Origin of the sequence: Pseudomonas sp. NBRC 111127 (assembly GCF_001320345.1) — a bacterium.
GTDB lineage: Bacteria > Pseudomonadota > Gammaproteobacteria > Pseudomonadales > Pseudomonadaceae > Aquipseudomonas > Aquipseudomonas juntendi.
The window spans coordinates 34,377-60,086 of the sequence record NZ_BCBD01000009.1; the positions used below are offsets into that span (position 1 = coordinate 34,377).

Here is a 25,710-nt window from a genome sequence, read left to right on the forward strand (position 1 = left end):
GAGATTGTCATGCGCATCCCAACCCGCGCCATCGGTGGCGCACTCGTGGTTACCCTGCTGACCCAACTGACCGCCTGCGGCACCATTTTCTACCCGGACCGTCGCGGCCAGATCGGTGGCAAGATCGACCCGGTGGTTGCCGCCATGGACGCTATCGGCATCCTCTTCTACGTGATCCCCGGGCTGATCGCCTTCGGCATCGACTTCGCCACCGGCGCCATCTACTACCCAGGCGGCCACACCGCCCAGGTCGACCCGGCAAAACTGCAAAAGGCCGTCAGCCCGGATGGCAAGGTCGACAACCTGAAGCTGCAGGCCATTCTTGAAACCGAACTGGGCCAGCGCCTGCCGCTTGACGACCCGCGGCTTATCCAGCACCGCGGCAGTGTCGAGCAATTGGCCAGCCTTGGCCTGATGCCAGCAGCCTGAACCACAAGGACCTGACCACGGATGATAACCACCCCGGCTGAACACCAGCGCCTGTTGCGCCTGGCCACCCGCGCCTCGCTGGCGGTGGCCGGCATCCTGGTAGTGAGCAAGGCGCTGGCCTGGTGGCTGAGCGGCTCGGTCAGCCTGCTGGCCGGGCTCACCGACTCGGCACTGGACGCCGTCGCCTCGTTCCTCAACCTGCTGGCCGTGCACTACGCCCTGCGCCCGGCTGATGACGACCACCGCTTCGGGCATGGCAAAGCCGAAGCCCTGGCCGGCATGGCGCAAGCGCTGTTCATCGGCGTCAGTGCCGTATTGATCGGCGTGCAGGCGGTCGAGCGCCTGCATACGCCACAACCCTTGGGTGATACCAGCATCGGTATCGCGGTGATGCTGCTGTCACTGGTGCTGACGGTCGCCCTGCTGGCCTTCCAGTACAAGGTGATCCGCCTGACCGGCTCCACGGCGATCCGCGCCGACTCGCTGCACTACCGTTCGGACCTGCTGCTCAATAGCAGCATCCTGCTGGCGCTGTTACTGGCCCGTTTCGGCTGGCCGCAGCTAGATGCGCTGTTCGGCCTGGGCATTGCCCTCTACATCCTGTGGAGCGCGCTGCAGATCGCGCGCGAGAGTATCGCCATCCTGATGGACAAGGAGCTGCCCGGCGATGTGGGCGAGGAAATGGCCGCGCTGGTGTTGGCCATTCCCGGGGTCAAAGGCGTGCACGACCTGCGTACGCGGCTGTCGGGCAACCAGTGGTTCGTACAACTGCACCTGGATTTGCCCGGGCAGTTGCCGCTGCATGATGCCCATGAGCTGTGCGTGGAGGCCTCGCGGGTGATCCGCCAGCGTTATCCGCAAGCGGATGTGATGGTGCATGCCGACCCGGTCTGAACCTGCGCGTGGGTCAGTTGACGCTGTACCCTCGGCCGCTGAAGCAGGCCCCCAGTGCTCGTTGGTAATTGCTGAGCACATTCGGCGGCGGCGCGTAGGTCGCGGTGGCCGGGTCGAAGCCTGACTGGCTGACCGCCCAGCGGTGGCACTGGTAACGGTCCTGCTCCTGCTGCTCCGGGCCTTGGCCATACATCGGGTACGCCACCACGTCATAACCGCCCGCAACCGGCGGCGCGGGTGGCGGCGCCACCGCCGGCGGGTTGACCACCACATATTCCTGGCTGTCTGCCAGGTACTGGTAGTAGGTATCGGCAACCAGGAAGAACAACGCCCCACCCACCCACACTTCCCGTGCATACGGCGGCAGGTAATTGACCCGCACACCGTAAGGCGGGGTTACCACGATGTAATTGCCGCCATGCGGGCGGTACCAGTAACCGCCGGAGTAGAAGTAGTCATGGCCGCGATAGGGCACTTTCCAGTAGCGGTCAGGGAAACGATCGACCGTGTGCCCAGGGCGGTACTGCGGCCCCGGCCCCCAGCCATTGCCATGGCCGTCCGGGCGCCCCTGCCAGTCGCCACCGGGCCTTGGCCCCGGCCCCCCGGCTTGCCAGCGGTGGTCATCGCCATGGCGGCGGGGAATATCCTGGTAGTAGCCCTGCCGGGGCGGCTGGGTCTGGCGTACTTCGTCGCGGGCGTTCAGCGGCCGACCGGGCCCAGGGTCGCCGGGCCCTTCGGCCAGCGCCCCAAGGCTGATGCCCAACCCCAGCAAACCAACACCTGCCAACTGCCAGATGCGCGACGTCATGGTATTCCTCTCGGTAGGTAAACTGCAGCAGGCAGCCAGTCTACCGTGCTCTTCAGGCCGGCCAATTAAAATTACCGACATGAAAAAAGGGAGGCCGCAGGGCCTCCCTTCAGGAATTGTCGTCCGCGCTCGGCACTTGTGGCGCCGGCTCACCTCACAGCGTCTTCTGGAAGCTGTGTAGCCCGGGGGCCTGCGGATCCGGTTGGATGGCTGGCCGCGACCGCCCGCCTAGGGCGCGTCGCCGTGGACTGATGTCCGGGCAGTGATTCTGTTGATAAAGATACCGGACAGCTGGCGGCAGCGGATTGCGAAGATTGCTCATATAAATAGTACTTGCGCAATTTTTCACCCTGGAATGATAATTCGCCGCAATCCGAACAGAAAAGGCAAATGCCATGAGCAAACTCGACCGCTATGACCTGAGCATCCTCGCCGAATTGCAGCGCGATGCGCGCATTTCCAACCAGGAACTGGCCGAGCGCATCGGCTTGTCGCCTTCGCCATGCTCGCGTCGGGTCAAGCAGCTGGAGGACGACGGCTACATCTCCCGCCAGGTCGCCCTGCTCGACCGCAAGAAGCTAGGCCTGAGCCTGACCGCCTACGTGCTGATCGGCATGGACCGGCACACGCCGGAGCGCTTCGAGACCTTCGAGGCCGCTATCCGCAACCTGCCACAAGTACTGGAATGCAGCCTGGTCACCGGTATGGATGCCGACTACCAGTTGAAGGTGGTGGTGCCCGACATGGACCACTACCAGAAACTGCTGCTCGGCAGCCTGACCCGCATCGAAGGCGTCACCAGCGTGCGTTCGAGTTTCGTGCTGAACCAGGTGCTGGCCAGCACCGAGCTGCCATTGACCCACCTTCGGTAATTGCCCGCGCCCGCGGGCGTATACTCGAGCGCTCAAACTGCCTGGAGAACACCGATGGATCCCGCCGTATTCGAAGAATGGATGATGATCATCCTGGTCACCGTGCTGATCGGTTTCATGGGTTTCATCGTCTGGGACCTGGCGAAAAAGTCCAAGGCGGGCAAGTTCGGTACGCTGATCCTGTTCTTCGTGCTGGGGCTGGGGGTGCTGGCCTTTATCATCAAGAGCGTGGTGGTTGGGTTTCTTGAAGGGGTTTAGGCCTTGGGAATGCGGGGAGCGCTTTGCGCTCCATCGCGACACAAGGCCGCTCCTACAGGGGTCGCACAAAGCGGGGATCGCGACCCAAGGCATGGGTTTGCGCGGTTCTGTAGGAGCGGCCTTGTGTCGCGATGGGCCGCAAAGCGGCCCCCACTAGCGCTGCAATTTTGCCGGAACCTCGCGCCAGCACCCCTGCTCCAACCCGTCCAGCGCCCAGTCACCAATGCGTACCCGCACCAGGCGCAAGGTCGGCAACCCCACCGCTGCCGTCATGCGCCGCACCTGGCGGTTACGCCCTTCACGAATCACCAGCTCCAGCCAGCTGGTCGGCACGCTCTTGCGAAAACGCACCGGCGGGTTGCGCGGCCACAACGCGGGCTCGGCCAGGCGCCGCGCCTCGGCCGGCAAGGTCGGCCCATCGTTCAGCTCCACGCCGTCACGCAAACGCTGCAACTGCTCGTCGCTCGGCTCACCTTCCACCTGCACCCAGTAGGTCTTGGCCAGCTTGTGCCTAGGGTCGGCAATCCGCGCTTGTAGCCCGCCATCGTTGGTCAGCAACAGCAAGCCTTCACTGTCACGGTCCAGCCGCCCGGCCGGGTATACGCCCGGGATGTCGATGAAGTCCTTGAGCGTCGCCCGCCCTTCACCGTCACTGAACTGGGTCAGCACGTCGAACGGTTTGTTGAACAGGATCAGGCGGGGCTCGGCCGGCGGCGCCTTGGCCTGGCGACGCGGGCCGGCGGCAGGCCGCGCCTGGGGGCGGCGCGGCTTGTTACGGGGTGGCAGTGACATGGATCCTCAGCGGAACGGCGGCTCATCGAAGCTGCGCAGTTTACGCGAGTGCAACGAGTTGAGCTCGGTGCGCAGCAGGTCGAGGGCGGCAATGCCGATCTTCAGGTGCTGGCTGACCGCCCGGTTATAGAAGGCGTTGGCCGAACCTGGCAGCTTGATCTCGCTGTGCAGCGGCTTGTCGGACACGCACAGCAAGGTGCCGTACGGTACCCGCAAGCGGTAGCCCTGGGCGGCAATGGTGCCGCTTTCCATATCTACCGCCACGGCACGCGAGAGGTTGATCAGCGGCCGCTCCTGGGCCCAGCGCAGCTCCCAGTTACGGTCATCGTAGGTCAGCACGGTGCCGGTGCGCAGGCGCTTCTTCAACTGTTCGCCACGTTCACCGGTCACTTGCGCAGCCGCTTCCTGCAGCGCCAACTGCACTTCGGCCAGCGCCGGGATCGGAATATTCGGCGGCACCACGCGGTCGAGAATGCCGTCGCGGCGCATGTAGGCGTGTGCCAGAACATAGTCGCCAATGGTCTGCGACTGGCGCAGGCCGCCGCAGTGGCCAATCATCAACCAGCAATGCGGGCGCAACACCGCCAGATGGTCGGTGATGTTCTTCGCATTCGACGGGCCGACGCCGATGTTGACCAGGGTGATGCCGTCACCGTCGGCGGCGATCAGGTGGTAGGCCGGCATCTGGTAACGGTGCCAGACCACGCTGGCAACCAGCGCCTGGGCTTCGCCATGGTCCATGCCCTTTTCGATGGCCACGTTGCCCGGCAGCACCATGCGCACGAAACGCGGGTCGTCACGCAACTGCTCCAGGCCATGGCTGATGAACTGGTCGACATAGCGGTGGTAGTTGGTCAGCAGGATCCACGGCTGCATGTGGCGCCAGTCGCTGCCGGTGTAATGCACCAGGCGGCGCAGCGAGAAGTCGACGCGTGCGGCATCGAACAGTGCCAGCGGCAACACGTCGGCATGATCCCAGTCGTACAGGCCGTCGGCGATATTGTCGGTGGCGGCCGACAGGTCGGTGCTGGGGAACACCCGCGCCAGCTGCGCAGCGGTGATGCCGCTGCCGGCCAGTTCGTCACCCTGGTCGACCACATAGGGGTAAGGGATATTCTGTTCGCTGACGCCCACTTCTACGGTAACGGTGTAGTCGTGCATCAGCGGGCGCAGCTGCTCCAGCAGATAACCACGGAACGCCGCGGGCTGGGTGACAGTGACGCTGTAGGTGCCCGCGACCTGCACCTTGGCGTAGGCACGCGTGGTAGCGGCGACTTCGCCATGGCTGTAGTAGGTCAGGCGCAGGGCCGGGTAGCGGAACAGGTCGCGCTGCTCGGCGTCGGGTTCGGTGCGGTCTTTCAGATAACGCTTGAGCGCAAGGCTTAGGGCACCGGTGGCTTGTTCATGCAGGGCCGCCAGACGATCGACGGCCTGTTCGGGGGTATCAACGACTACAAAAGCGTGGCTCACACTGTGCTTCCTGTCTGGACATGCATGTGAACCATCTTGCCTGCCTTCTTGGCTAAATACATCCCCATTGATCGGTGCTGGATTCTTCGCGGGCGCGCCCGCTCCCACAGGTACGGCACCGCCCGGGACATCCATGAAGATCTTGTGGGAGCGGGCATGCCCGCGAAGAAGCCGAATCAATTCGCCCAGGCTGGCGTCGCCCGCGCCACCAATGCCTGCACATCCACACCACGCGGCAACGCCCCATACACCCGGCCGCCCCCCGCCAACCGGCTGCCAATGAACGCATCACTCACCAACGCATTGCCCGCCTCCAGCAACAGCTTGGCCTGCAACGCCAGGGCAATATCCTCGGTCAGTTGCCGCGCGCGGTACTGCATGTCGCCAGTATCGGCAAACGCCCCCTTGAGGTTGCCGATATGCGCCGCCAAACGTGGGTCGCCATGCCCATCGCCCAGCTCGGCGAACAAGGCATCGAGCACCCCCGGTTCCTTGGAAAGGGCCCGCAGCACATCCAGGCACTGCACATTGCCCGAGCCTTCCCACGTCGAGTTCACCGGTGCTTCGCGGTACAGCCGGGGCAGGATGCTGTCTTCCACATAACCGGCACCGCCCAGGCATTCGGCGGCTTCGTTGATCATGGCCGGCGCACGCTTGCAGATCCAGTACTTGCCCACTGCCGTCACCAGGCGGGCGAAGTGCGCCTGCTGCGGGTCTTCGAGCTGCTCCAGCGCCTGCCCCATGCGCAGGCTGAGGGCGAGCGCAGCCTCGCTCTCCAAGGCCAGGTCGGCAAGCACGTTCTGCATCAGCGGCTGCTCATTCAACACGCGGCCACCGACCTTGCGGTACGCGCAGTGGTGGGTAGCCTGGGTCAGCGCCTGGCGCATCAGCGCGCTGGAACCGACCATGCAATCGAAGCGGGTCATGGCGACCATTTCGATGATGGTCGGCACACCGCGCCCTTCTTCGCCGATCATCCACGCCAACGCCCCGCGAAACTCCACCTCGCTAGAGGCGTTCGAGCTGTTGCCCAGCTTGTTCTTCAGGCGCTGGATATAGAACTGGTTGCGGCTGTCATCCGGGCGGTGGCGCGGCAGCAGGAAACAACTCAGCCCCTTTTCGGTTTGTGCCAGGGTAAGGAAGGCATCGCACATCGGCGCCGAACAGAACCACTTGTGGCCGACCAGCTCATAGGCCTGACCCGGGCCCGGCGCCCCGACCGGGTAGGCCCGGGTGGTGTTGGCCCGCACATCGGTGCCGCCCTGTTTTTCGGTCATCGCCATACCCAGGGTGACACCGGCCTTGTGCCGGTCGCCGACATTGCGCGGGTCATACTCGCAGGCGAGGATTTTCGGTAGCCAGTACTCGGCCAGCTCGGGTTGCAAGCGCAGGGCTGGCACGGCGGCGAAGGTCATGGTCAACGGGCAGCCGCTGCCGGCTTCGGCCTGGCTGTGCAGGTAGGTCATGGATGCCCGTGCCACATGTGCCCCGGGGCGCGGCTCGGCCCATGGCAGCGACGGCAGGCCATGCTCGATCGCGGTGCGCATCAGTTCGTGGTAGGCCGGGTGGAACTCGACCAGGTCGATGCGATGGCCGTAGCGGTCGTGGCTGCTGAATTCGGGTTTGTGGGCGTTGGCCAGAAAGCCAGCCTGCATCAGCGGCCCCCCGGCCAGGGCGCCGTAGGCATCGATCCGCGACTGCGCCCAGCCCGCGCCGAAACGCCGCGACCACTCCTGGAGTGGCAGGTCGAGGCGGTAAAGGTTGGCACCGTCGAGGGACGGTGGCTGGTTGGTGACTTCGTGGGTTTCAGCGTACTGGTGCAGGTTCATCGGGGGCTCCTGGATCCGGGTAGGCTTGAAAGACCCAGTGAAGCACTGCCTGCGGGGTTGGCAAAGTGGCATTCGTGACTAAAGGTGTGGTGGTGGGGGCATGGGTTGCAGATGCATGTCTTGAGCCTGCATCTGGGCTGACAGGTGTTCGCCATAAGACCTGCGGCGCGGGTGAGGTCGAGCGCCGAAGGGTTCGCCGCGACACTTTCAGCGCCTGTGAGATCGAGCGCCGCCCCCCCTCAAACCGAACGACGCTTCTGCAAGATACCCACCGGTACCTGCCCCTGCGAAACCGCCATATTCAAACTCAACTCAAACCGGCTCCCCAACCCCCGCGTCGACTCATGCGCCAACCGCGCACCCAGCAACTCGCCCATCTGCCGGCAGATCGACAACCCGATCCCCAACCCGCCATAGCGCCGGGTCATCGAGCCATCTACCTGGAAGAACCGCTGATACAACGTCGCCTGGTCCAGGTCATCGAAGCCGATACCGCTGTCGCTGACAGTGAAGGTCAGCGCCATGTCATCCGGCCCCACCCGGCGCCCGCGCACCTGGATCACCACGCCGCCCTGATGGGTGAACTTCAACCCGTTATCCACCAGGCACCCCAGGCAACGCGCCAGCTTGGGCCCGTCACCCAGTAACCCATCCGGCAAATCGGCCGGGATATCCAGGCTCAGGTACAGGCCCTCGGCCAATGCCTGGCCGGCATAACCGGCGCGCAGGCTCTGCAACAAAGTACGCAGGCTGAACGGCGCCGGCTGCACCCGCAGGCGCCCCGCTTGCAGCTCGGACAGCGTAAGGATGGCATCGACCATGTCCATCATGCCCTGCGCCGAACCGACCGCTGTACGGTGGTACTGGGCCATCTCGCCTTCCATCGGCAAGGTATGCATCAACTCCAGCGAGCCAATCACCCCGTTCATCGGCGTGCGCAGTTCATGGGTCACACTGGCCAGAAATTCGTCCTTCAACCGGTTGCTCCTGGCCAACTGCAGGTTCAATTGTTCCAGCGTACGGCCGGTTTCACGCAAGGCCTGCGCCTGCTGCTCGCGCAGGATGTTGATGCGGTCGGCCAGCGCCAGCGACAGCAGCGCCACCTCCAGTGCCGAACCCAGCTGGCTGGCATACATGGTGATGAACACGTTCGGCAGGTAGCCCAGCACCATCAGGGTGTTCACCAGGCCACCGAGCAGGAACGCCGTCCAGGCAATGATGAACCAACGCGCCAGGCGCAACCCGCGCCACCAGGCATACAGCCCGGCGCTGAACACACTGACGGTGAACAGCAGCGCCAGCAGGGTGGCCATGCGCAGCGCCACCCCATAGGCCATGCTCACGGCCAGCACCATGACCGCCACGCCCCCCAGCATCAACAGCTGCAATAGCCGATCGAAGCCCCGGCTGATACTGCCAAGCTGCAGGAAGTGGCGGGCGAACTGGCAGGCGAACAGCGCGGCAGCACCGATGCTCAGCGGTGTCGCGGCATTCGCCCACCATGGGCTGTCTGGCCAGAAGTAGGCTACACCGGCGCCATTCACCGACACCTGGTAAAGGCCGAACGAGGCGATATAGAGGATGTAGTAGAGGTAGCTGACGTCGCGCACGCTGAGGTAGATGAACAGGTTGTACACCAGCATCACCAGCAGCACGCCATAAATCATGCCCAGCACATACAGGCGGGTCGGTTGCGCCTCGATGTAGGCCTCGGGGGCCCATAGCGCCAGCGGCGCCTGCACCGAGCCCTGGCTATGCAGCCGCAGGTAAGCGGTAGTCACCTGGCCGGGCGGCAGCGGCAGCTCGAACAGATAATTGCTCTGGCGCACCTGCCGGCTGTCGTAGGGCAAGGCATCGCCGGTGCGCTGGGCCAGGCGGTAGCCGCCATTGCCATCGGCCAGGTACAGCTCCAGATGATCCAGGGGCGGGTAGGCCAGTTCCAGCAGCCACTGCCGGGGCGCAGCACCGGGCGCCGCAACCGGGCGCAACTCGACCTTGAGCCAGAACACCGAAGTGGAATAACCGGCGTTCAGCACCTCATCTGGGTGGGGGCGGAAGTATCTGGCGAAGTCAGGGGCGCTGACTTGGGCGATGCTGCTACTGCCATCCGGGTCCTCATAAACCTGCATGACCTTGCCCAGCGGCAGGTGCCGGGTAGCCTCGTCGAAATCGACTGCGCCGGCCAGCACGGGCAGCATCCCCAGAAGCACAATCAGCAAATAGCGCATACAGCCCCAGCCTGGTCTGTGCAGTCGCGTCGCGGTTGCCTCCCATCCGTTTGAGACGACGTGATCCAGCAGAGTCCGTTTGTCGAGTTATCCAAGCACTCTAGCATAGCTGTAACCGCTGGCAATCGGCCATGCCAAAACCCGAACAAAGGCTTCTAAATCAATAGTTTGAGGGAAAATGCCAACCATAAGCTGACCATTCGATCAGTAAATCCGGTTTGTCGGACGATTCTCCCAAACAGGTTTGGTGGTAAGCTCGCCGACCATGAATACCTACAGCTCCCGCCCCGTTGTCCTCTGTCTCTCCGGCCACGACCCAAGTGGCGGCGCCGGCCTGCAGGCAGATATCGAAGCCCTGCTCGCCCAAGGCTGTCACGCTGCACCCGCCGTGACTGCCCTGACCGTGCAGGATACCGTCAATGTTTCCGACTTCCGGGTACTCGACCGCGAGTGGGTGCTGGCCCAGGCTAACGCCGTACTGGCCGACTCCACGGTTGCCGCGGTCAAGCTGGGCATGCTTGGCTCGATCGACATGGTCGACACCGTCGCCGAGCTGCTGGCCGCCCACCCGCACTTGCCGCTGGTCTGCGACCCGGTGCTGCGCGCCGGCGGCGGCGGCCGCCTGGGCAAGGATGAAGTAGGCTATGCCCTGCGCGAACGCCTGCTGCCGCTGGCGACCATCGCCACGCCGAACCTGCCTGAAGCGCGCATTCTCGCCGAACTGCCCGAGGGCAGCGCCGATGCGTGTGCCGAGAAACTCTTGCCGTTCTGCAAGCACCTGCTGATTACCGGCGGGCACGGCGACGAAGACGAAATCCACAACCGCCTGTACACCCAGAACGGCCAGCAATACACCTGGACCTGCCAGCGCCTGCCAGGCAGCTACCATGGCTCGGGGTGCACCCTGGCCAGCGCCCTGGCCGGCCGCCTGGCCTTGGGCGAGCAGCTGGAAAGTGCCGTACGCAGCGCCCTCGACTACACCTGGCGCACCCTGCGTGACGCCGAGCAGCTGGGCAAAGGCCAGTACGTGCCGCGCCGCCTGCCCCTGGACTTCTGCGCTTGAAGCGAGGCTTTCCATGAAGCTACGTGGCCTGTATGCCATTACCGACAGTCAACTGCTTGCCAGCCGTTTCCTGTCTTATGTCGAAGCGGCGCTGGAAGGCGGCGTGTGCCTGCTGCAGTACCGCGACAAAAGCGACGACGCAGCGCGCCGGCTGCGTGAAGCCGAAGCGCTGATGAAGCTGTGCGAGCGCTATGGCACCCAGCTGCTGATCAACGACGACGCCGAACTGGCCGCGCGCCTAGGCGTCGGCGTGCACCTGGGCCAGACCGACGGCCCGCTGACCCCGGCCCGGGCCCTGCTCGGCCGCCAGGCGATCATCGGTTCCACCTGCCACGCCAGCCTCACGCTGGCCGCCCAGGCCGCCAAGGAAGGTGCCAGCTACGTGGCCTTCGGCCGCTTCTTCAACTCCGTGACCAAGCCCGGCGCGCCTGCCGCCAGTACCGAGCTGCTGGAGCAGGCTCGCGCCCAGGTGAAGCTGCCGATCGCGGTGATCGGCGGCATTACCCTCGACAACGCCGGCCCGCTGGTCGACCATGGCGCCGACCTGCTGGCGGTGATCCACGGCCTGTTCGGTGCCGACAGCGCGCAGGAAGTTACCCGCCGCGCCCGCGCCTTCAACGCCTTGTTCGCATCCTGATTCGAGAGATTCCCATGTCCCGTTCCGAAGCCCTGTTCGCCCAAGCCCAGAAGCACATCCCCGGCGGCGTCAACTCGCCGGTCCGCGCTTTCAAGAGCGTTGGCGGTACGCCGCTGTTCTTCAAGCATGCCGAGGGCGCCTACGTCGTTGACGAGGACGACAAGCGCTATGTCGATTACGTCGGCTCCTGGGGCCCGATGATCCTCGGCCACGGCCACCCCGAGGTGCTGGAGTCGGTGCGCAGGCAGCTGCAGCACGGGCTGTCCTACGGTGCGCCAACGGCCATGGAAACCGAAATGGCCGACTTGGTCTGCTCGATCGTGCCGTCGATGGAAATGGTGCGCATGGTCAGCTCGGGCACCGAAGCCACCATGAGCGCCATCCGCCTGGCCCGTGGCTACACCGGCCGCGATGCCATCATCAAGTTCGAAGGCTGCTACCACGGCCACTCGGACAGCCTGCTGGTAAAAGCCGGCTCCGGCCTGCTGACCCAGGGCGTCCCCAGCTCGGCGGGCGTGCCAGCCGACTTCGCCAAGCACACCCTGACCCTGCCGTTCAACGACATCGCTGCCGTCGAGAAGACCCTGGCCGAAGTTGGCCAGACCGTGGCCTGCATCATTGTCGAGCCAGTGGCCGGCAACATGAACTGCGTGCCACCGGCCCCGGGCTTCCTCGAAGGGCTGCGCGAGCAGTGCGACAAGCATGGCGTGGTGCTGATCTTCGACGAAGTGATGACTGGCTTCCGCGTTTCCCTGGGTGGCGCCCAGGGCCATTACGGCATCACCCCGGACCTGTCCACCTTCGGCAAGATCGTCGGCGGCGGCATGCCGGTCGGCTGCTTCGGCGGCAAGCGTGAAATCATGGGCTGCATCGCCCCGCTGGGCCCGGTCTACCAGGCCGGCACCCTGTCGGGTAACCCGCTGGCCATGGCCGCCGGCCTGACCACCCTGAAGCTGATCAGCCGCCCCGGCTTCCACGCCGAGCTGACCGACTACACCAGCCGCATGCTCGACGGCCTGCAACAGCGCGCCGATGCCGCCGGGGTGCCGTTCGTCACCACCCAGGCCGGTGCCATGTTCGGCCTGTACTTCAGCGGTGCCGACGATATCGTCACCTTCGATGACGTGATGGCCAGCGATGCCGAGCGCTTCAAGCGCTTCTTCCACCTGATGCTCGACGGTGGCGTGTACCTGGCACCGAGCGCGTTCGAGGCAGGCTTCACCTCCATCGCCCATGGCGACAAGGAGTTGCAGATCACCCTGGATGCGGCTGAGAAGGCGTTTGCTGCCCTGAAGTGATGCTTTGCCTGTACCGGGATCTTCGCGGGCTCACCCGCAAAGAGGCCGGTACAGGCAACAATTATTCATGCACAATCAGCTGACTTCCCCAACCAAGCAGAAATTCGAGTAAAACTTTGTAAGGTTGGCGCTGCTTATCCCATAATGTGCCACCAGAGACATTGGCCGCAGCTTTGCAGAGGTAAGTCGATCCCCATGAACCGCACCGGCCGCGCCCTGACCCTGGGCTGCCTGTTGCTTCTTCAGCCCCTGCTGGCCCTGGCGGAGGGCGGTAACTCGTTGCTCATTCCGGCAACGGGGCGCTGCACCTTGAACGTTCAGCCTGAAGACCTGGCAAACGCCCTCAAGGCCTGCGAGCAGACCGCCAGCGCGGGGGACGCCCAGGCGCAGTTCGAACTGGGCGAGTACTACTACACGCAAACCCCCAAGAACCTGAACAAAGCCCTGGACTGGTTCCAGAAAGCCTCGCTGCAAGGCCAGGCCGATGCCCAGTATCGCCTGGGGGCCATGTTCTTCCATGGCGAAGGGGTCAAGGCCAATAATGTGCAGGCGTACATCCTGCTGAAAATGGCCGCGGTCAACGGTGCCGAAGACGCGCTGGACATGGCCGACGAAGTCACCGAGCAAATGCCTCGCGACGACCTGGAGCATGCCACCCAGGTGCTCGGCCAGATTTTCCGCAAATACCTGCTGGAATTGCAGAACGCCGAAGGGCGCACGCCGTTCTCGCCATTGCCCTGACCGCCAGTACGCCAGCATGGGTACACACGCCCGGTGCAGGGCGAACATACCCTTGATCGTTTCAGTGCTTTCGCCACTGCCATTCAAGGGTTATTCTTGAGTTCAACTCCATTGCCGTCGAGCGGCTAAAAACGACCTTGAACGCACCCATAGAACCCCATCGTTTCATCCTCGAACCATTCGAGGCCAACCGTTTCGCCAACTTGTGCGGCCAGTTCGACGAGCACCTGCGCCTGATCGAACAGCGCCTGGCCATCGAAATCCGCAACCGTGGCAATCAGTTCGAACTGATCGGCGAACCCAAGACAACCTCTGCGGCCGAACAGCTGCTGCGCCGTCTCTACCGTGAGACCAAGGCCACTGACCTGTCACCGGAAACCGTGCACCTGTACCTGCAGGAGTCGGCCGTCGAGCACATCGACAACCCGGCCGTCAACGAAGTCAGCGTGTCGCTGCGCACCCGCAAGGGCAATATCCGCCCGCGTGGTCTGAACCAGCAGCGCTACGTCAAGGAAATCCTCGCCAACGACATCAACTTCGGCATCGGCCCGGCCGGTACCGGCAAGACGTACCTGGCAGTGGCCTGCGCCGTGGATGCACTGGAGCGCGAGCAGGTGCGCCGTATCCTGCTGGTACGCCCGGCGGTCGAGGCAGGCGAAAAGCTTGGCTTCCTGCCTGGCGACCTGGCGCAGAAGATCGACCCGTACCTGCGCCCGCTGTATGACGCCTTGTACGAAATGCTCGGCTTCGAGCACGTGGCCAAGCTGATCGAGCGCCAGGTCATCGAGATCGCCCCGCTGGCATACATGCGCGGCCGCACCCTGAACAACAGCTTCATCATCCTCGACGAAAGCCAGAACACCACGCTCGAGCAGATGAAAATGTTCCTGACCCGCATCGGCTTCGGCTCTACCGCGGTGATCACCGGCGACATCACCCAGGTCGACCTGCCCCGTGGCACCAAGTCGGGCCTGGCACACGTCATCGAAGTATTGCGGGACGTGCCGGGTATCAGTTTCACCCACTTCCAGCCCAAAGACGTGGTTCGTCATCCACTGGTGCAGCGTATCGTCGAGGCCTATGACCGCTTCGATGCCCGCCAGGCCAAGCCTGAGGCACCCGGCAAAGATGCTTGAACTCGACATTCAACGGGCCACCGATGCCGCTGCCCCGGGCGACGAGGACTTCCGCCGTTGGTGTGAGCTGGCCTTGCGCCAGCGCAGCGCCGACTCGGAAATGACCATTCGCCTGGTCGACGAAGCTGAAGGCCGTGAGCTGAACCACACCTACCGGCACAAGGACTACGCGACCAACGTGCTGTCGTTCCCTGCCGATGTACCCGATGACCTGCTCGATATCCCGCTACTGGGCGACCTGGTCATCTGCGTGGCGGTGGTGGAGCGCGAAGCGGCCGAACAAGGCAAGGCGCTGAACGCGCATTGGGCCCACCTGGTCATCCACGGCTGCCTGCACCTGCTTGGCTACGACCACATCGACGATGAGGAAGCCGAGGAGATGGAAGGCCTGGAACGAGAATTGCTGGCAGAACTGGGTCACCCCGACCCCTATGCCGATGATGAAACCGACACCCTCACACACTGATACACGAAGGATCACGAGAACCGCCATGAGCGAAGATCGATCGAGCAACGGGCAGAAGTCCTGGCTGGGTAAACTGACCCAGGCTTTTGCCCATGAGCCGAAAAACCGCCAGGAGCTGCTGGAGCTGCTGCGCGAAGCCCATCAGAACAAACTGCTGGACAGCGAGGCGCTGACCATTGTCGAAGGCGCCATCCAGGTCGCCGACCTGCAGGTGCGCGACATCATGGTCCCGCGCTCGCAGATGATCAGCATCAAGGCCAGCCAGTCGCCGCGCGAATTCCTGCCGGCGGTGATCGACGCCGCGCACTCGCGCTACCCGGTGATCGGCGAAAGCCATGACGATGTGCTCGGGATCCTGCTCGCCAAGGACCTGCTGCCGCTCATCCTCAAAGAGAACGGCGACAGCTTCAATATCAAGGACCTGCTGCGCCCGGCCACCTTCGTGCCCGAGTCCAAGCGCCTGAACGTGCTGTTGCGCGAGTTCCGTGCCAACCACAACCACATGGCCGTGGTCATCGACGAATATGGCGGCGTGGCCGGCCTGGTCACCATCGAGGATGTGCTGGAGCAGATCGTTGGCGATATCGAGGACGAGCACGATGTCGAGGAAGACAGCTACATCAAGCCGCTGCCCAGCGGTGACTTCCTGGTCAAGGCGCTGACCCCGATCGAAAACTTCAACGAGTTCTTCGACAGCGAGTTCTCCGATGACGAGTTCGACACCGTCGGCGGCCTGGTGATGAGTGCCTTTGGCCACCTGCCCAAGCGTAACGAAACCACCGAGATCGGCGCCTACAAGTTCCGTATTCTCAACGCCGACAGCCGGCGGATACACTTGCTGCGCCTGACCCCGATCAACCGTTAAGGACAAACATGCGTTGGATCACCCGCCCCGGCTGGCCCGGTAACCTGCTGGCCCTGGCGGCCGGCGCATCCACCCTCCTGGCCCTGGCTCCGTTCGATATCTGGCCGCTGGCCTTGCTATCGATCGCCCTGCTCTACCTGGGCCTGCGCGAGCTCAGCCCGCGCCAGGCCATGTGGCGTGGCTGGTGGTTCGGGTTTGGCCTGTACGGCGCGGGCACCTGGTGGATCTACGTCAGCATGACCACCTACGGCGGCGCCTCGCCGTTGCTGGCGATCGTGCTGTTGTTGGCATTTTTTGCCGCCCTGGCGTGGTTCTTCGCCCTGCCCACCTGGTTGTGGGCGCGCTGGTTACGGCGCAACGAAGCGCCGCTGGCCGACGCCTTGTGTTTCGCCGCCCTGTGGCTGCTGCAGGAAGCTTTCCGCGGCTGGTTCCTGACCGGTTTTCCCTGGCTCTACGCCGGTTACAGCCAGCTCGACGGGCCGTTGGCAGGCCTTGCCCCGCTGGGTGGCGTATGGCTGGTTTCCTTCGCCCTGGCCCTCACTGCCGCCCTGCTGTGCAACTTGCACCGCCTGCGCGCGCGCCCTTCGTTCCTGGCCATTGCCGCGATGCTGTTGCTGGCGCCCTGGGCCCTAGGCCTGGCACTCAAAGGCCATGCCTGGACAAAGCCGGCTGGCGACCCGCTGAAAGTGGCGGCCATACAGGGCAACGTCGAACAGGACCTGAAATGGGACCCGGCGCACATCGATGCACAACTGGCGCTGTACCGTGACCTGAGCTTCAGTTCCAAGCCAGTGGACCTGCTGGTGTGGCCCGAAACCGCGGTGCCGGTGCTCAAGGACCAGGCTCAGGGCTACATCGATGTGATGGGCCGCTTTGCCGCCGAACGGCATTCGGCGCTGATCACCGGCGTACCGGTACGCGAAGAGGTGCATCACCAGCGCCGCTACTACAACGGTATTACGGTGGCCGGCGAAGGCGATGGCACCTACCTCAAGCAGAAACTGGTGCCGTTTGGCGAGTATGTGCCGCTGCAGGACATGCTGCGTGGCGCCATCGAGTTCTTCAACCTGCCCATGTCGGACTTTGCCCGCGGCCCGGAAGACCAGCCACTGCTGCAGGCCAAGGGTTACCAGATTGCCCCGTACATCTGCTACGAAGTGGTCTACCCGGAATTCGCTGCAGGGCTGGCAGCGCGTAGCGACCTGCTGCTGACCATCAGCAACGACACCTGGTTCGGCACCTCGATCGGCCCGCTGCAGCACCTGCAGATGGCGCAGATGCGTGCGTTGGAAGCCGGCCGCTGGATGATCCGCGCCACCAACAATGGTGTGACCGCGCTGATCGACCCGTTCGGCCGTATCACCACGCAGGTACCACAATTCCAGCAGGCGGTAATGTATGGCGAAGTGGTGCCGATGCAGCAGCTCACGCCCTACCTGCAATGGCGTTCGTGGCCGCTGGCGATTGTCTGTGTGCTGCTGCTGGGCTGGGCATTGCTGGCCGGGCGCATAGCCAAGACCGTCTAACTGGCATTACACGGTCCCTGTAGGAGCGGCCTTGCGTCGCGATGGGCTGCGCAGCAGCCCCGGCAATCTTGAGATAGAGCTGAGATCCGGGGCTGCTGCGCAGCCCATCGCGACACAAGGCCGCTCCTACAAGGAACCGCGCAAACCTGAATTCAATAGAACACCCGGTACCCCACCAACCCCACTACCTCATTGAACAACTGCCCGCTCTGCCACATCGCCCGGCTTTCCGGCAGCAACCCGCCGAACGGCCGCGCATGCTCGCGCCCAAGGAACCCCACCGGCGCCGGCACCACCTCGAACCCTGCCTGTTCGAAGCTCCAGCGCGAACGCTGCATGTGCCAGGCCTGGGTGACCACCACCACACGGCGAATCCCCAGCGGCTGCAGCACCTTGGCCGACAGCTGGGCGTTCTCCCAGGTGGTGCGGCTGGCCTCTTCGCGCCACCTCACCTCGACCGCGAAATCCTCACGCAGGCGATCGGCCATCAACCGCGCCTCACTCGGCGGCGTGCCATAGTGCAACCCGCCACTGGTCAGCACCGGCAAACCGGAGGCCTTGGCCAGCCGCGCAGCAAACCGCATGCGCTCTAGCGCCGTGGCCGTGGGCTGGTCACTGCCGCCCCAGGCCGGGTCGCCACGTTCACGGCCCGCGCCCAGCACCACGATGGCGTCTGCCCGCCCTGCCAGGCCCGCCCAGTCGCCCACGGCCAGTGGCGGCTCGGTCTCCAGCACGCGGGCCGTTTCCTGCACCACCAGCGGCAAGCTCATCAGCCACAAGCCACCCAGCCCCACGCCAAAACACAGCGCCGCCAGCCGTGGCCGGCGCGCACGCCACCACCATGCGGCAAGCAGCAACAGGAACAAGATGCCCGGCGGCATCAGCCATTGTTTGATGAAAAATCGTATGGGCATCGGCCACACCTCCTTGGCAGGCGTGCAGCCTAAAAGGATCGGCACCGGTCAACAAGGTAGGGCCGGTGCCGATCGCAAGCTGTATGAATGATGAATGACCGTGGCGCGATGGCCTGCGCCGGGCGCCCTGAACGACTAGCGCTGGCGCAGCGTTCTGGAACTGGCCGCAGTGGCAGCGCGCTTCTGGTCCTTGAGCCAGATAATCTTGGCTGATGCCGGCTCCGCTTGTGGGTAACTGCCGACAGCAGCATTAAGGCGCCCCGGAAGGGCTTCCAGGTAGGCCTTGATCACTTCGAACTCTGCGTGGCTGAGGCCACGCAACTCCAGCTCGGCTGGCATCTCGTCGCGCAATCGCACAGAAGTCCTGGCGCTTTCGAGTGCCAGGCCAAGCCGGTCGATCAGGCGCTCGTAAAGCTCCGGTCTGATTGCGGGTAGCTGCGTCTCTCCCATCCGTTCACCTCATTGAAGATAAGAATATCTCCCCCCACACCAGAGCTTAGCGTCGTTGCAAAAAGCAGCCGGGTGCAGCGACCAGCGGCCATTCGCAACGAAGGTTTCCCACGATACGCAGCGCTGCTGTATGCTACGGCGTTCACTCTAAATGACACCGGAGTGCCGGACGCAGCGAGGTTCCGCTGCCTGGAACAAGGTCTCTTCCCTCTCAGCAAAAAGTAGCCATGCACGAACAATACACGCCCCGTGATATCGAAGCCGCCGCCCAGAACTTCTGGGACGAGCAACAATCGTTCGCTGTTACCGAACAGCCAGGCAAGGACACCTACTACTGCCTGTCGATGTTCCCGTACCCGAGCGGCAAGCTACACATGGGCCACGTGCGCAACTACACCATCGGTGACGTGATTGCCCGCTACCAGCGCATGCTGGGCAAGAACGTGCTGCAGCCGATGGGCTGGGACGCTTTCGGCATGCCCGCGGAAAACGCGGCGATGAAGAACAACGTCGCCCCGGCCAAGTGGACGTACGAAAACATCGAGTACATGAAGACCCAGCTCAAGAGCCTGGGCCTGGCCATCGACTGGGCACGTGAAGTGACCACCTGCAAGCCTGACTACTACCGTTGGGAGCAGTGGCTGTTCACCCGCCTGTTCGAGAAAGGCATCATCTACCGCAAGAACGGTACCGTGAACTGGGACCCGGCAGACCAGACCGTACTGGCCAACGAGCAGGTCATCGACGGCCGCGGCTGGCGTTCCGGCGCGCTGATCGAAAAGCGCGAAATCCCGATGTACTACTTCCGCATCACCGACTACGCCGATGAGCTGCTGGAAAGCCTCGACGAACTGCCGGGCTGGCCTGAGCAGGTCAAGACCATGCAGCGCAACTGGATCGGCAAGTCACGCGGCATGGAAGTCCAGTTCCCCTACGACCAGGCCAGCATCGGCCACGCCGGCACGCTCAAGGTCTTCACCACCCGCCCCGACACGCTGATGGGCGCCACCTACGTCGCCGTCGCCGCCGAGCACCCGCTGGCCACCCAGGCTGCCCAGGGCAACCCGGCGCTGCAGGCGTTCATCGAAGAATGCAAGGCCGGCAGCGTTGCCGAAGCCGACATGGCCACCCAGGAGAAGAAGGGCATGGCCACTTCCCTGCTGGTGGAGCACCCGCTGACCGGCGAGAAGCTGCCGGTCTGGGTCGCCAACTACGTGCTCATGCACTACGGCGATGGCGCGGTAATGGCGGTGCCGGCTCACGACGAGCGCGACTTCGAGTTCGCCCACAAGTACAACCTGCCGGTCAAGGCCGTAGTACGCACCAGTGCGGGCGATGAAGTCGGCAACGAGTGGCAGGACGCCTATGGCGAGCACGGCCAACTGATCAACTCCGCCGAGTTCGACGGCCTGGACTTTGCCGGCGCCTTCGACGCCATCGAAGCAGCCCTGATCCGCAAGGACCTGGGCAAATCGCGCACCCAGTTCCGCCTGCGCGACTGGGGTATCAGCCGCCAGCGCTACTGGGGCTGCCCGATCCCGATCATCCACTGCCCGTCCTGCGGCGACGTGCCCGTGCCAGAAGACCAGTTGCCGGTGACCCTGCCGGAGAACGTGGTGCCCGATGGTGCCGGCTCGCCACTGGCGCGCATGCCAGAATTCTACGAATGCAGCTGCCCGAAATGCGGCGCTGCGGCCAAGCGCGAAACCGACACCATGGACACCTTCGTCGAGTCGTCCTGGTACTTCGCCCGCTACGCCTCGCCGAACTACGAAGGTGGCATGGTCGACCCGAAAGCGGCCAACCACTGGCTGCCGGTCGACCAGTACATCGGCGGTATCGAACACGCCATCCTGCACCTGCTGTATGCGCGCTTCTTCCACAAGCTGATGCGTGACGAAGGCCTGGTCACCTCTAACGAGCCGTTCAAGAACCTGCTGACCCAGGGTATGGTCGTGGCCGAAACCTACTACCGCGTTGCCAGCAACGGCGGCAAGGACTGGTTCAACCCGGCCGATGTCGAGATCGAACGCGATGCCAAGGCCAAGATCATTGGCGCACGCCTGAAGACCGACGGCCTGCCGGTGGAAATCGGCGGCACCGAGAAGATGTCCAAGTCGAAGAACAACGGCGTCGATCCCCAGTCGATGATCGACCAGTACGGCGCCGATACCTGCCGCCTGTTCATGATGTTCGCCTCGCCACCTGACGCGAGCCTGGAATGGTCCGACTCCGGCGTCGAAGGCGCCAGCCGCTTCCTGCGCCGTGTCTGGCGCCTGGCCCAGGCACACGTCGCCCAAGGCCTGCCGGGCAAGCTGGATGTCGCCGCCCTGGACGACGCACAGAAGGTCATTCGCCGTGCCATTCACGCCGCCATCAAGCAGGCCAGCACCGACGTCGGCCAGTTCCACAAATTCAACACCGCCATCGCCCAGGTGATGACCGTGATGAACGTGCTGGAAAAAGCCCCGCAAGCCACGGCGCAAGACCGTGCCTTGCTGCACGAAGGCCTGGAAGCCGTGACCCTGCTGCTGGCGCCGATCACCCCGCACATCTCCCACGAGCTGTGGAAGCAGCTGGGCCATGATCAGGCCGTGATCGACGCTGGCTGGCCAGCGGTCGACGAAGCCGCGCTGGTGCAGGACACCGTCACCCTGGTGGTGCAGGTCAACGGCAAACTGCGCGGGCAGGTCGAAATGCCGGCCGCCGCCAGCCGCGAAGAAATCGAAGCCGCCGCGCGCAGCAACGAGAACGTCCTGCGCTTCATCGACGGCCTGGCCATTCGCAAGGTCATCGTGGTACCGGGCAAGCTGGTCAACATCGTCGCCAACTGATGGCAACGCCCGCCCGCAGCTACTGCGGGCGGGCGGAACAGGCCCACAAGGGAGCAACAACATGATCAAACGCAATTTGCTGGTAATTGGCCTGGCGGTCATGCTCAGCGCCTGCGGTTTCCAGCTGCGCGGTACTGGCACCAACGAGCTGAGCATCAAGGAAATGGACGTCAGTGCGCGTGACGCGTACGGGCCTACCGTGACCGAACTGCGCCAGGTGCTCAAGAACAGCGGCGTCAATGTGCACACCGGTGCGCCGTACCGCCTGGTATTGACCAACGAACAGCAGCGCGAGCGCTCGGCCAGCTACAACAGCGGTAACCGCACTGCCGAGTACGAGCTGACCACCCAGCTCGACTACAGCATCCAGGGCTTGAACAACCTTGAACTGCTGAGTGACAAGCTGGAAGTGCGCAAGGTGTATGTGCGCGATGCCTCGAACATCACCGGTTCCGAGCAGGAAGCTGCCCGTTCCCGCCTGGAAATGCGCCGTGACCTGGTCAACGCCATGGTCGTGCGCCTGCAGCAACTGACCCCGGCCCAGCTGGACGAGCTGCAGCAAAAAGCCGATCAGCGTGCCAAGGCTGAAGCGGCCGCCCTTGAGGCCGCACGCCGCCAGCAGGCGGAAACGCCGCAGCAGTCGCCCCTGGAAGTACCGGGCAACTAAGCCCGTGCGGGGTACCTTCGGGTGCCCCGCCTACTGCCCATGAAGCTCGCCCCCGCCCAACTCAACAAGCACCTGCAAGGCGCCTTGGCCCCGGTCTACGTGGTCAGCGGTGACGACCCGCTGCTGTGCCAGGAAGCCGCCGACGCCATCCGCCAAGCTGCGCGCCAGCAAGGTTTCGACGAGCGCCAGGTTTTCAGTGCCGACGCCAACTTCGACTGGGGCACCCTGCTCCAGGCCGGCGCCAGCCTGTCCCTGTTCGCCCAGCGGCGCCTGCTGGAACTTCGCCTGCCCTCGGGCAAGCCGGGTGACAAGGGCGCCGCAGCGCTGATGGAATACTGCGCCAATCCCGCCGAAGACACCCTGCTGCTGGTCAGCCTGCCCAAGCTCGACGGCAGCGCGCAGAAGACCAAGTGGGGCAAGGCGTTGATCGAAGGTGCCCACTGCCAGTTCATCCAGATCTGGCCGGTGGATGCGCACCAACTGCCGCAATGGATCAACCAGCGCCTGCAGCAGGCCGGCCTGTCGGCGCAGCGTGACGCTGTCGACCTGATTGCCGCGCGCGTAGAAGGCAACCTGCTGGCTGCCGCGCAGGAAATCGAAAAGCTCAAGCTGTTGGCCGAAGGCAACCAGATCACCGTCGAAACCGTGCAGTCGGCTGTCGCTGACAGCGCCCGGTTCGACGTTTTCGGGCTGGTCGACGCCATTCTCAATGGTGAAGCTGCACATGCGCTGCGCATGCTCGAAGGCTTGCGCGGTGAGGGGGTCGAGCCCCCGGTGGTTCTCTGGGCGCTGGCGCGTGAGCTGCGCCAGCTCGCCGGGCTGGCCCAGCAATTCAGCCAAGGCGTGCCGCTGGACAAGGCGTTCAGCCAGGCGCGCCCACCGGTCTGGGATAAGCGCCGGCCGTTGGTCAGCAAGGCCTTGCAGCGCCTCTCGGCGCAGCGCTGGGCGCAACTGCTGCAGGATGCCCAGCGTATCGATGCGCAAATCAAGGGCCAGGCCGAGGGTTCGCCGTGGACGGGCTTGGCGCGGTTGTCATTGCTGATGGCGGGTCAGCGCCTGGCGCTACCCCCTCTATAACGGTCACAGGCCCTATCGCTGGCAAGCCAGCTCCCACATGGAGTCCACAGGCCTTGAAGGTTGTGCTGAACCTGTGGGTGCTCCTGTGAACCATATACACAATCAATTGGCCCACATCCCCCCAGGACCCTAAAGTGCGCCCCGAAACCCACCCACCACGGGAACCCCGCCATGAGCAAAAAGCCGAAAAAGCACGGCCCCAACAAGGCCAAGTCGATCATTGCCCAACCGCTGTTCCGCTGCCGCCAGGAACAACCGGAAAAAGGCAAAGGCAGCTACCGCCGCGAAGCCTTCCAATCGAGAGATTGGGAGGCTTCCTACTTTTTGGCGGCATGAAAGCATCGCGGGCGCAGGCATGATATGGTCAGCACCTGACCTGCAATTCTGGATCTGTGCATGCTCTTCCGTCTTTCTCCCCGTTGGGAAACCCGCCAGCTGATCGCGGCCTCCAGCTTCATCCTGCTGGTTGCCTGCGCGGAAAAACCTACCGCCGCCGACGCGCTGCCGCTGGCCCCTGCGCAACCTGCGCCCGTGGTTACCGTGCCCGGTGCAACGCCAGACGCCAGCACTGAAATCCAGCCTTTGCAAACCTTCGCCCAGTGGCAGGCGGGTTTCCGCGAACAAGCCTTGCAAGCGGGTATTTCGCCAAGCATCTTCGACCGCGCCTTCCTCGGGGTTACCCCCGACATGGACGTGATCAAGGCCGACCGCAGCCAGCCTGAGTTCAGCCGCCCGGTGTGGGAATACCTCGAAGGCGCGCTGTCCCCTTTGCGCGTGCGCAATGGCAAGCGGTTGCTGGAGCAGAACGCCGAACTGCTGACCCGCATCGAGCAACGCTATGGCGTTGACCGCCAGGTGCTGGTGGCGGTGTGGGGCATGGAGAGCAATTTCGGCCAGTTCCAGGGCAACAAGTCGGTGATCCGCTCGCTGGCGACCCTGGCCTATGAAGGCCGTCGCCCGCAGTTCGCCCAGGACCAGCTGATCGCCGCCCTGCAGATCATCCAGCATGGCGACATTCAGCCTGAGGCCATGCGTGGCTCGTGGGCTGGCGCCATGGGCCAGACCCAGTTCATCCCGACCACCTACAACACCCATGCCGTGGACTTTGACGGCGACGGCCGCCGCGACATCTGGAACAGCACCCCCGATGCCCTGGCCTCGACCGCGCACTACCTGCAAAGCTCGGGTTGGAAGCGTGGCCAACCATGGGGCTTCGAGGTGCAGGTACCGCCAGGCTTCGATTTCTGGCAGGCCGATGGCGCGTTGCGCAGGCCGGTGAGCGAGTGGCTGGCAATGGGTGTGAAGCTGCCAACCGGCACCCAATTGCCAGCGGGCAGCAACCAGCTGTCTGCCGCGTTGCTGCTGCCAGCAGGCGCGCGTGGCCCGGCGTTCCTGGTACTGGATAACTTCCGCGCCATCCTCAAGTACAACAACTCATCGTCCTATGCACTGGCGGTGAGCCTGCTGGCCGACCGCTTCAGCGGCTGGGGCTTCATTGCCGGCAGCTGGCCGAAGGAAGACTTGCCGCTGAGCCGCAGCGAACGCGTGGAGTTGCAGAACCTGCTTAACGGCCGTGGGTATGACGCAGGCAATGCCGATGGCATTATCGGCGCCAACACCCGCAAGGCCATACGCAACGCCCAGCAAGGGCTGGGGTGGCCGGCGGATGGTTACCCGACCCATAAGCTGCTTGAGAGCCTGCGTAGCCAGTGAGATAGCTGGGGGTTGCGGTACGTTGGTGTAACGCGATCCCTGTAGGAGCGGCCTTGTGTCGCGAAAGGGCTGCAAAGCAGCCCCGGCTATCTCAAGCCTTGAACACATCCTGCTCCAACACCAAGCTCTGCTGAACACTGTCCAGCCGTACCCGAGCCCCCAGCGGCAAGCACACATTCGGGTCGCAATGCCCACTGCGCCACCCCGCCAGCACCGGCACGCCCAAGGGCCCGAAAGTTTCCTCCAGCAATGGCGTCAACGCCGCCGTGGTAATCCCGGCAAAATCCCCTACCAGCACGCCTTTCACGCCCGCCAGCTTGCCCGCCAGGCGCAACTGCGTCAGCAGCCGGTCTACCCGGTACAGCGGCTCATTGACGTCTTCGATAAACAGGATGCAGCCCTCGGTATCCAGCTCTGCCACAGTGCCAAGCGTCGCGCCCAGCATCGACAGGTTGCCACCCAGCAAACGCCCGCTGGCAACCCCCGGCATCACCGTGCTCATGGCATAGCCCGCTGGGTGGGCAATCTGCTCCCCTGCGCGCACATGCCCACCCAGCTGGGCCAGCAAAGACGACTCGGTCGGCGCCAGCTTGCCGCCGAGCAAGTCGGCATTGAGCATCCCGCCATGGAACGTGATCAGCCCGGCCTGCCGATAAAGGGCCGTATGCAGCGCCGTGATATCGCTGTAGCCAATCAGCGGCTTGGGGTTGCGCCGAATCAGCTGGAAATCCAGCTGGTCGAGC

At 64.1% G+C, this 25,710-nt stretch carries 25 protein-coding genes; 17 read left to right on the forward strand and 8 right to left on the reverse strand.

The features are described from left to right. Positions 1 to 9: 9 nt before the first annotated feature. On the forward strand, positions 10 to 429 hold the full coding sequence (locus tag APH30_RS03335) for a hypothetical protein (RefSeq protein ID WP_054911683.1): 420 nt from the start codon (positions 10 to 12) through the stop codon (positions 427 to 429). A gap of 21 nt (positions 430 to 450) precedes the next feature. Further along, the gene (locus APH30_RS03340; RefSeq protein WP_009685411.1) at positions 451 to 1,323 is read left to right on the forward strand and encodes a cation diffusion facilitator family transporter; all 873 of its coding nucleotides are present in this window, start codon (positions 451 to 453) and stop codon (positions 1,321 to 1,323) included. Positions 1,324 to 1,336: 13 nt separating this feature from the next. Here the strand turns inward: APH30_RS03340 and APH30_RS03345 are convergent, their stop codons facing one another. Next, the gene (locus tag APH30_RS03345) at positions 1,337 to 2,131 is read right to left on the reverse strand and encodes a DUF6515 family protein (RefSeq protein ID WP_054911684.1); all 795 of its coding nucleotides are present in this window, start codon (positions 2,129 to 2,131) and stop codon (positions 1,337 to 1,339) included. 395 nt (positions 2,132 to 2,526) lie between these two features. Between APH30_RS03345 and APH30_RS03350 the strand changes: the two genes are divergently transcribed. Then, a complete protein-coding gene (locus APH30_RS03350; RefSeq protein ID WP_003249795.1) occupies positions 2,527 to 3,003 on the forward strand; it encodes an Lrp/AsnC family transcriptional regulator in 477 nt (158 codons plus the stop codon). Between the two features lie 54 nt (positions 3,004 to 3,057). Beyond that, positions 3,058 to 3,261 carry a DUF2788 domain-containing protein gene (locus APH30_RS03355; RefSeq protein ID WP_003249787.1) on the forward strand — a complete coding sequence of 68 codons (204 nt, stop codon included), beginning with the start codon at positions 3,058 to 3,060 and terminating at the stop codon, positions 3,259 to 3,261. 153 nt (positions 3,262 to 3,414) lie between these two features. Here APH30_RS03355 and APH30_RS03360 read toward each other — a convergent pair whose 3' ends face one another. The 4 genes from APH30_RS03360 to APH30_RS03375 all read right to left on the reverse strand — a co-directional run bounded on the left by APH30_RS03360 (position 3,415) and on the right by APH30_RS03375 (position 9,580). Next, positions 3,415 to 4,053 (reverse strand): pseudouridine synthase, encoded by a 639-nt coding sequence (locus APH30_RS03360; RefSeq protein ID WP_054911685.1) that lies wholly within the window; start codon positions 4,051 to 4,053, stop codon positions 3,415 to 3,417. 6 nt (positions 4,054 to 4,059) lie between these two features. Then, positions 4,060 to 5,523, reverse strand: a complete 1,464-nt coding sequence (gene amn, locus APH30_RS03365; protein WP_009685408.1) for an AMP nucleosidase — start codon at positions 5,521 to 5,523, stop codon at positions 4,060 to 4,062. A gap of 176 nt (positions 5,524 to 5,699) precedes the next feature. Further along, positions 5,700 to 7,352 (reverse strand): acyl-CoA dehydrogenase family protein, encoded by a 1,653-nt coding sequence (locus APH30_RS03370; RefSeq protein WP_054905921.1) that lies wholly within the window; start codon positions 7,350 to 7,352, stop codon positions 5,700 to 5,702. Between the two features lie 239 nt (positions 7,353 to 7,591). Beyond that, entirely contained in the window at positions 7,592 to 9,580 is a 1,989-nt protein-coding gene (locus tag APH30_RS03375; protein ID WP_054911686.1) for a hybrid sensor histidine kinase/response regulator, read from the reverse strand. Positions 9,581 to 9,845: 265 nt separating this feature from the next. Between APH30_RS03375 and APH30_RS03380 the strand changes: the two genes are divergently transcribed. From APH30_RS03380 to lnt, 8 genes are all read left to right on the forward strand, one after another. Beyond that, complete coding sequence (locus APH30_RS03380) at positions 9,846 to 10,643, forward strand: hydroxymethylpyrimidine/phosphomethylpyrimidine kinase (RefSeq protein WP_029884760.1); 798 nt, start codon at positions 9,846 to 9,848, stop codon at positions 10,641 to 10,643. Positions 10,644 to 10,656: 13 nt separating this feature from the next. Continuing rightward, positions 10,657 to 11,280, forward strand: a complete 624-nt coding sequence (gene thiE / locus APH30_RS03385; protein WP_054911687.1) for a thiamine phosphate synthase — start codon at positions 10,657 to 10,659, stop codon at positions 11,278 to 11,280. A 14-nt stretch (positions 11,281 to 11,294) separates the two neighbouring features. Next, positions 11,295 to 12,578 (forward strand): glutamate-1-semialdehyde 2,1-aminomutase, encoded by a 1,284-nt coding sequence (hemL, locus tag APH30_RS03390; protein ID WP_009685400.1) that lies wholly within the window; start codon positions 11,295 to 11,297, stop codon positions 12,576 to 12,578. A 195-nt stretch (positions 12,579 to 12,773) separates the two neighbouring features. Further along, the gene (locus APH30_RS03395; protein ID WP_029884758.1) at positions 12,774 to 13,319 is read left to right on the forward strand and encodes a tetratricopeptide repeat protein; all 546 of its coding nucleotides are present in this window, start codon (positions 12,774 to 12,776) and stop codon (positions 13,317 to 13,319) included. Positions 13,320 to 13,456: 137 nt separating this feature from the next. Next, entirely contained in the window at positions 13,457 to 14,455 is a 999-nt protein-coding gene (locus APH30_RS03400; protein WP_009685398.1) for a PhoH family protein, read from the forward strand. Next, the gene (gene ybeY, locus APH30_RS03405) at positions 14,448 to 14,921 is read left to right on the forward strand and encodes an rRNA maturation RNase YbeY (RefSeq protein ID WP_054911688.1); all 474 of its coding nucleotides are present in this window, start codon (positions 14,448 to 14,450) and stop codon (positions 14,919 to 14,921) included. Before APH30_RS03400 ends, ybeY begins: the two co-directional genes overlap by 8 nt. A 25-nt stretch (positions 14,922 to 14,946) precedes the next feature. After that, positions 14,947 to 15,786: an HlyC/CorC family transporter gene (locus APH30_RS03410; protein ID WP_009685396.1), complete on the forward strand. Its 840-nt coding sequence runs from the start codon at positions 14,947 to 14,949 to the stop codon at positions 15,784 to 15,786. A gap of 8 nt (positions 15,787 to 15,794) precedes the next feature. Further along, the gene (lnt, locus tag APH30_RS03415) at positions 15,795 to 17,312 is read left to right on the forward strand and encodes an apolipoprotein N-acyltransferase (RefSeq protein ID WP_054911689.1); all 1,518 of its coding nucleotides are present in this window, start codon (positions 15,795 to 15,797) and stop codon (positions 17,310 to 17,312) included. Positions 17,313 to 17,464: 152 nt separating this feature from the next. Here the strand turns inward: lnt and APH30_RS03420 are convergent, their stop codons facing one another. Then, complete coding sequence (locus tag APH30_RS03420) at positions 17,465 to 18,226, reverse strand: YdcF family protein (RefSeq protein WP_054911690.1); 762 nt, start codon at positions 18,224 to 18,226, stop codon at positions 17,465 to 17,467. Positions 18,227 to 18,361: 135 nt separating this feature from the next. Beyond that, positions 18,362 to 18,676, reverse strand: a complete 315-nt coding sequence (locus APH30_RS03425; RefSeq protein ID WP_054911691.1) for a hypothetical protein — start codon at positions 18,674 to 18,676, stop codon at positions 18,362 to 18,364. A 227-nt stretch (positions 18,677 to 18,903) separates the two neighbouring features. Here APH30_RS03425 and leuS point away from each other — a divergent pair, with 227 nt between their 5' ends. The 5 genes from leuS to APH30_RS03450 all read left to right on the forward strand — a co-directional run bounded on the left by leuS (position 18,904) and on the right by APH30_RS03450 (position 24,967). Continuing rightward, on the forward strand, positions 18,904 to 21,510 hold the full coding sequence (gene leuS, locus APH30_RS03430) for a leucine--tRNA ligase (RefSeq protein WP_009685392.1): 2,607 nt from the start codon (positions 18,904 to 18,906) through the stop codon (positions 21,508 to 21,510). A 61-nt stretch (positions 21,511 to 21,571) separates the two neighbouring features. Further along, positions 21,572 to 22,177, forward strand: coding sequence for an LPS assembly lipoprotein LptE (gene lptE, locus APH30_RS03435; protein WP_054911692.1), 606 nt, complete (start codon positions 21,572 to 21,574; stop codon positions 22,175 to 22,177). A gap of 39 nt (positions 22,178 to 22,216) precedes the next feature. After that, positions 22,217 to 23,254, forward strand: coding sequence for a DNA polymerase III subunit delta (gene holA, locus APH30_RS03440; RefSeq protein WP_054905912.1), 1,038 nt, complete (start codon positions 22,217 to 22,219; stop codon positions 23,252 to 23,254). A gap of 171 nt (positions 23,255 to 23,425) precedes the next feature. Further along, complete coding sequence (arfA, locus tag APH30_RS03445) at positions 23,426 to 23,590, forward strand: alternative ribosome rescue factor ArfA (RefSeq protein WP_009685838.1); 165 nt, start codon at positions 23,426 to 23,428, stop codon at positions 23,588 to 23,590. Between the two features lie 60 nt (positions 23,591 to 23,650). Next, positions 23,651 to 24,967: a lytic murein transglycosylase gene (locus APH30_RS03450; protein ID WP_054911693.1), complete on the forward strand. Its 1,317-nt coding sequence runs from the start codon at positions 23,651 to 23,653 to the stop codon at positions 24,965 to 24,967. A gap of 91 nt (positions 24,968 to 25,058) precedes the next feature. Here the strand turns inward: APH30_RS03450 and APH30_RS03455 are convergent. Beyond that, positions 25,059 to 25,710, reverse strand: a 652-nt coding sequence (locus APH30_RS03455) for an LD-carboxypeptidase (protein ID WP_054911694.1), incomplete at its 5' end; no start/stop codon positions are given.